Source organism: Caballeronia sp. LZ065 (assembly GCF_031450975.1).
Classification (GTDB): Bacteria; Pseudomonadota; Gammaproteobacteria; order Burkholderiales; family Burkholderiaceae; genus Caballeronia.
The window spans coordinates 1,402,704-1,408,998 of record NZ_JARUXV010000001.1 but is presented as its reverse complement, the minus strand read 5'-3'; the positions used below and the strand labels follow the sequence as shown (position 1 = coordinate 1,408,998).

The window sequence follows — 6,295 nt, the reverse complement described above, 5'->3', positions numbered from 1 at the left end:
GGTGTATTCCTTGTGGTGGGCGCGTTTTTGTTTATACGCGCCCGCCTTTAAGAACCTCTGTTTGGTGGCCGGCCGCCCGCCCGGGCGGCCGCACGAAGAAATGGCGCCCTGCGTGTAACGCGAGGGCGCCATTTTTTTCGCGCTGCTCGATCGCGCGCTACAGCGTGCGCGGGGCAGCCGGCACGGTGACGGCATCGTCCGCGTCGACGAAACCGTATGAAATCGCCCGCGCCAGTTCGGCGCTCACGCTCGCGACGTCGGTCTGTTCCTGGCGCACGCCGGCCGCGCCGTTGCTGCCCGCCTGCATGCAAAAGGCCAGCGCAATAGGCAGCAGCATTGCGACGGGCCAGTAAGTCAATATTGTCTTTCTCATGTGGACTACCTCGATTCGATGTCGCAGCGGAGCCAACGCCCACTTGTCGACAGTCGAAATGTTACGGAAATGCGAGAATCTTAAAAAGGTATTGAAAAGCAAAGCTTTGTTGCAGCCAGGGCAACAAGGCTGCCACGACGATGCGACTGCAAACGCAGCGTCACGCGGCCAGTCGCCGTCATAAAGGCTTACAAAGTTGTCGGGACATCGGAAGGCTGCGCGTGTCTTAATAAGTAACGCTCCAACGAATTATTCCAAGATCATGAAATCCGCAGTCGCTGGTCTTTTGTTCGCCTCGTCCGCCGCGCTGCTTGGCGGTTGCGCGGCGTATCCCGATGCCGGGGGATATTACGGCGGCGGTTATCCGGCCGGCGGCTATCCCGCAACCGTGTACGACACGCCCGGCTATGACGGTTATTACGGTGGCCCGCCTGTCGTGCAGCCGGGCGTGGTCGTAGGCGGCGGGTATTACTATGGCGGCCCGGGTCCGGGCCGCTATTGGGACGACGGCCCCGGCTGGCGCCGTCCGCCGCCCGGCGGATGGAACAACCGGCCGCCGCCGAACCGTGGATACGGTGGTCCTCCGCCGCAGGCCGGCGGCGGCCACGGCGGTCCGCCTCCACAAGCCGGTGGCGGACGCCCGCCGGGCGGTCCGCCGCCCCAGGCCAACGGCGGGGCGTTGCCGCGGGCAGTCGGCGGCCCGCCGATGCGGCCCCAAGCCGCACCGCCGCCGTCGAATCCGGGCGGCAACCAGGGCGGCAATCGTGGGGGTGGCGGTAATGGCGGTGGCGGTAATGGCGGCGGCGGCAATGGCGGCCGCTGGCACAGCGGGCCGATCGGCAACTGAGTCCGCCTCTCCAGCTACCCAAAAAGACGGCGCCCGACGACGAGTCGGGCGCCGTCTTTCATTGCAGCGTCAGGTTGCAGCGCTCAGCCCAGATGCGACCGTTGCGCCTTGTACAACTCCCGGAAGGTCCGGCCGACAGGCGCAGGCATGTCGCGCGTCGCGGTCCAGCCAGCGCCCAGCGGCAGGCGTGCAATCGACCGGCCCTTGCCGCCCATGCGCTCCAGCACGCGCACCGCGAGTTTCGTGAACAGCGCGTAGGCGGTCGGATGCTTCGCGAGATAGCCCCACACCGCGAGCCCGGCGCGCTCGTTCCAGGGCCGCAACCGCCGCTCCATCTGTTTCTCGCGCAGCTTGCGCAGCAGATCCGACAGTGGAATCCCCACCGGACACACGCTGTTGCACTCCCCGCATAGCGTGGCGGCCTGCGGAAGGTCCAGCGCGCGGTCGATGCCTACATAGGCCGGCGTCAGCACCGACCCCATCGGCCCGGGATACACCCAGCCGTACGCATGTCCGCCGATCTTCTGATACACCGGACAATGGTTCATGCACGCCCCGCAGCGGATGCAGCGCAGCATCTCCTGGAACTCGCCGCCGATCAGCCCGGTGCGCCCGCCGTCGACGAGCACGAAGTACATATGCTCGGGACCATCGGTGTCATCCGGGGCGCGCGGGCCGGTCAGCAGCGAGAAATAGTTCGACACCGTCTGTCCGGTCGCCGAGCGCGGCAGCAGGCGCATGGCGGTCGCGAGATCCTCGAGTGTCGGCAGCACCTTCTCGATGCCCGTCACCGCGACGTGCACACGCGGCATCACGGTACACATGCCTTCGTTACCCTCGTTCGTGACGACCGCCACCGAACCCGTTTCCGCGATCAGAAAATTGCCGCCGGTCACGCCCATGTCCGCCGACATGAAATGCGGCCGCAGCACCTCGCGCGCCTCGCGCGTCATCTCGGGGATGTCGGTCAGGCGCGGCTTGTGGTGCGTCTTCGCGAAGAGGTCGGCGATCTCGTCCTTATCCTTGTGCACGACCGGCGCGATGATGTGACTCGGCGGCTCGTTACCGTTGATCTGCAGAATGTATTCGCCGAGATCCGTTTCGATCGACTGCACGCCCATCTCGCCCAGCACGCGATTGAGCTGCATCTCTTCCGACACCATCGATTTGGTCTTGATGACCTTCTTCACGTCGTGCTTGCGCGCGATCTCCGCCACCAGCCGCGCGGCGTCCTGCGTCGATTCGGCGTACAGCACGGTTGCGCCGCGCCGGCTTGCCTCGCGCTCGAAGGTCTCGAGCCAGACATCGAGGTTCTCCAGCGCCCGGTTGCGCCGTTCCTTCAGCGCCGCGCGCGTCGCCTCGAAGTCGATGTCGCGCACCGCGTTCGCGCGCCCGGTGACGAACTTCGTCGACAGCTTCTTGAGGTTCTGTTGCAGGCGTTCGTCCGCGAGCTTGCTGCCGACGCGCGCCTTGAACTGCATCGTCTGAACTTGCATGGGGAGTGCTCCGTCCGCTGTTGTCAGACGCCGGCCGGCGCGTCGCCGGCAAGCACCTGCGCGATGTGCAGCACGCGTGTCGTGGTGTCGCCGGTGCGGCGCAGCCGGCCCTCGATATTCAGCATGCAGCCGAGATCGCCCAGCACGACCGCATCCGCCCCGCTCGCCCGGATGTTGGCGCACTTTTCATCGACGATCGCCGTCGAGATGTCGCCGTACTTCACCGCGAAGGTGCCGCCGAAACCGCAGCAATGCTCGCAGGCCGTCATCTCCGTCACGGCCACGCCGGCCTGCGACAAAAGCTCACGCGGCTGGGTCTTTACGCCGAGTTCCCGCAAGCCGGAGCAGGAATCGTGATAGGTCGCCGTGCCTTCGAAGCCCGCAGGTTCCATTTGCGCACCGGCGACCGTCACGAGGAAATCGGTAAGTTCGAACACACGCGGCTGAAGCCGGGCGAAGCGGCTCATCAATTGGGGATCGTCGCGGAACAGATCGCCGTAATGGGCGCGGATCATGCCGCCGCAGGAACCCGACGGCACCACGACATAATCGAATTGCTCGAATTCGCGCAGGGTCTTTTCGGCCAAGTCGCGGGCGAGCGGGCGGTCGCCGGAATTGTAGGCAGGCTGGCCACAGCAGGTCTGCGCCGGCGGCACGACGACTTCGAAGCCCGCGCGCTCGATCAGCTTGATCGCGGAGAAGCCGATCTCGGGGCGCATCATGTCGACGAGACATGTCACGAATAATCCGACTCGCATGGGGGCGTTTCCTGTTTTGTAGAGTGATGTGAACGCCCGGCAATTATCCGTGAAAACACCGCCGCGCCGGCCCGCTCACGGCTTTCGGAGCACGCGGCCGATGCGCCCGAGGCAAATGGCCTGCTTGCCTTTTCACGATACGAGATACAATCGCATTTCCGCTGTTTGACGCATCAACCGATTTTTCACGATGAGCGATACGAACCCGGATTCCAAAACCTCCATTCAGGTGATCGAACGCATGATGCGTCTGCTCGACGCACTCGCCGATCACACCGATCCCGTCAGTCTCAAAGAACTGTCGCAGAGCACCGAGCTGCATCCGTCCACCGCGCACCGCATTCTTAATGACATGGTGCTGTGCCGGCTCGTCGACCGCTCGGATCCCGGCACGTACCGGCTGGGCATGCGCCTGCTCGAACTCGGCAATCTGGTGAAAGCGCGCCTTTCCGTACGCGAGGCCGCGATGCCGCCGATGCGCGAGCTGCATCGCCAGACGGGCCAGACGGTCAATTTGTCGGTGCGCCAGGGCGACGAGATCGTCTATATCGAGCGCGCCTACTCGGAGCGCTCGGGCATGCAGGTGGTGCGGGCAATCGGCGGGCGGGCGCCGCTGCATCTCACGTCGGTGGGCAAGCTGTTCCTCGCCGCCGACGAAGCCACGCGCGTGCGCGCCTACGCGACGCGCACCGGGCTGTCGGGACACACGCAGAACAGCATCACCGATCTCGCCAAGCTCGAACGCGAACTGCTGCTGGTGCGCCAGCAGTCCTGCGCGCGCGACAACGAGGAACTCGAACTGGGTGTGCGCTGCATCGCAGCGGGCATCTATGACGATACCGGGCGGCTGGTTGCGGGGTTGTCGCTGTCGGCGCCTGCCGACCGGCTGCAGGACGCGTGGCTCAAGCAACTGAGCCATACGGCGCTGGAGATTTCACGCTCGCTCGGCTATCACCCGGAGCAGGCCGCCGCGGAGGCGCAGCACGCCACGCACGCGCATCGTTGAGCCGTCTTTCGTGTGTGAATAGAAAACGGGATTCGTCTTTCGACGAATCCCGTTTTGCTTTGGAAGCCCGGCCGATGCGCTGAGCTTAAGGATTCGCGCCGCCGCCCATGTCGGCGCTCATGATGTGCGGTTCACCGAGCGTGTCGAGATACGAACGCAGACGGCCGGCATCGGCGAAACGCGAATACTTGCCGTAGGAATCGAGCAGCACCATCACGACCGGGCGGCCGTGAACGGTTGCCTGCATCACCAGGCACTCGCCCGCTTCGTTGATGAAGCCGGTCTTCTGCAATCCGATGTCCCACGACGCGTTGCGGATCAACGCATTCGTGCTGTTGTAGGCGAGATTGCGCTTGCCGGTGAAGACGTCGTAGCTGCGGTCGGTCGAGAACTTGCGGATCAGCGGGTACTGATACGCGGCGTTGACCATCTTGGCGAGGTCACGCGCGCTCGACACGTTCTGGCTGGTGAGGCCGGTGGAATTCTCGAAGTGGGTATCGCTCATGCCGAGCGACTTCGCCTTCGCGTTCATCGCGGCGATGAAGGCCGGACGTCCACCCGCGTAATAACGCGACAACGCGGCTGCCGCGCGGTTTTCCGATGCCATCAGCGCGATGTGCAGCATGTCCTCGCGATTCAGCATCGAACCGACCGAGAGACGCGAGCCGGTGAACTTCTCGTAATCGCGATCTTCGTCGGTGACGGAGATGTCCTCGGTAAGCGGCGCGTGCGAGTCGAGCACGACCATGGCCGTCATCAGCTTGGTGATCGATGCGATCGGCACGACGGCGCGCGAATTCTTGTCGAAGAGCGTTTCGGAGGTGTTCTGGTCGATCACATAAGCGACGCTCGAACGCAGCGCGAGGCTGTCGGGCGTGTCATGCAGGCCGAATGCCTGTCCCACCGAAGGCGAACGCGGCTGGAACGCCACCGCGTGGACCGCGCCGCGCCGGGCGTGCGGCTCCATGTGATACGCGACACGGCGCTTGCGTGACGCGCGCGGCGCGTCGTCATCGTCGTTCGCGGCGGCGACCTTGGCGGCCTTCACTGGCTTGGGCGATTTCAGCGCGGTCTTCGCGGCACGGGCGGGCTTGGCGGCCTTGGTGGCGGATTGGGCGGTTTTTTTGACGGTTTTAGTGGCGGTTGCAGTCTTTGCAAGGGCTTCAGCCGGAGCCGCTGCGAAGGACGTCGCTACTGCGATGGAGACGGCGAGCGACAGCGCGGATCGCACTGCGACGCCATGCACCACCTTCAACGACGAAAACATTTCGGTTTTCATTAGTGTTCTGTTGGGCGGCTGGAGGGTACCGCCAAGTGTAGTGAAGCTACGAAATTTAAGCAATATTAAGCACTTATCGGTGCTCGTTAAACCGAGTTGTAAGCCGTGATTGCGTATTATCGATCATGAAACGCATCCCGATCGGAAAAAACGATCATTCCGGCAGAACAATTGCTGCGAGAGCGCGCCTTAACTACATGTGACCAGCGCACTATCGGCAATACTTTCCGTGACTTTAGTCAAACGCTTAACAACGCGTCAGTGACAACGAAATTTTTTGAAGCGGGGATGGGTGTCGAGAATGCGGCGGACAGCGCACTGCGGGTCGAGCAGCCGAGATGTTAACGTTTCTTCACGATTTTGGTGTACGCGGTGAGGTTAAAAAGTAAGACGAACTTCTGAAGCCGCGCGCGGTCCGCGCTGCCGCAAGCCCTCTCGCCGCAAGCCCTCTCGCCGCAAGCCCTCTCGCCGCAAGCCCTCTCGCCGCAAGCCCTCTCGCCGCAAGCCCTCTCGCCGCAAGCCCTCTCGCCGCAAGC

The 6,295-nt window shown here is 63.9% G+C and carries 7 protein-coding genes; 2 read left to right on the top strand and 5 right to left on the bottom strand.

Going from position 1 to position 6,295, the window contains the following annotated elements:
• Positions 1 to 157 precede the first annotated feature (157 nt).
• Positions 158 to 373 carry a hypothetical protein gene (locus QCE63_RS06355; RefSeq protein WP_309831602.1) on the bottom strand — a complete coding sequence of 72 codons (216 nt, stop codon included), beginning with the start codon at positions 371 to 373 and terminating at the stop codon, positions 158 to 160.
• A gap of 262 nt (positions 374 to 635) precedes the next feature.
• Here QCE63_RS06355 and QCE63_RS06350 point away from each other — a divergent pair, with 262 nt between their 5' ends.
• Positions 636 to 1,220, top strand: a complete 585-nt coding sequence (locus tag QCE63_RS06350) for a hypothetical protein (RefSeq protein ID WP_309831600.1) — start codon at positions 636 to 638, stop codon at positions 1,218 to 1,220.
• 83 nt (positions 1,221 to 1,303) lie between these two features.
• Here QCE63_RS06350 and QCE63_RS06345 read toward each other — a convergent pair whose 3' ends face one another.
• Both QCE63_RS06345 and QCE63_RS06340 read right to left on the bottom strand, forming a co-directional pair.
• Positions 1,304 to 2,716 carry a lactate utilization protein B gene (locus QCE63_RS06345; RefSeq protein WP_309831598.1) on the bottom strand — a complete coding sequence of 471 codons (1,413 nt, stop codon included), beginning with the start codon at positions 2,714 to 2,716 and terminating at the stop codon, positions 1,304 to 1,306.
• 23 nt (positions 2,717 to 2,739) lie between these two features.
• Positions 2,740 to 3,474 carry a (Fe-S)-binding protein gene (locus QCE63_RS06340; protein WP_309831595.1) on the bottom strand — a complete coding sequence of 245 codons (735 nt, stop codon included), beginning with the start codon at positions 3,472 to 3,474 and terminating at the stop codon, positions 2,740 to 2,742.
• A gap of 190 nt (positions 3,475 to 3,664) precedes the next feature.
• Here QCE63_RS06340 and QCE63_RS06335 point away from each other — a divergent pair, with 190 nt between their 5' ends.
• Positions 3,665 to 4,480, top strand: a complete 816-nt coding sequence (locus QCE63_RS06335; RefSeq protein ID WP_309831593.1) for an IclR family transcriptional regulator — start codon at positions 3,665 to 3,667, stop codon at positions 4,478 to 4,480.
• Between the two features lie 85 nt (positions 4,481 to 4,565).
• Here the strand turns inward: QCE63_RS06335 and pbpG are convergent, their stop codons facing one another.
• Positions 4,566 to 5,759: a D-alanyl-D-alanine endopeptidase gene (gene pbpG, locus QCE63_RS06330; protein WP_309831591.1), complete on the bottom strand. Its 1,194-nt coding sequence runs from the start codon at positions 5,757 to 5,759 to the stop codon at positions 4,566 to 4,568.
• 341 nt (positions 5,760 to 6,100) lie between these two features.
• On the bottom strand, positions 6,101 to 6,295 hold a 195-nt coding region (locus QCE63_RS06325; RefSeq protein WP_309831590.1), incomplete at its 5' end, for a hypothetical protein.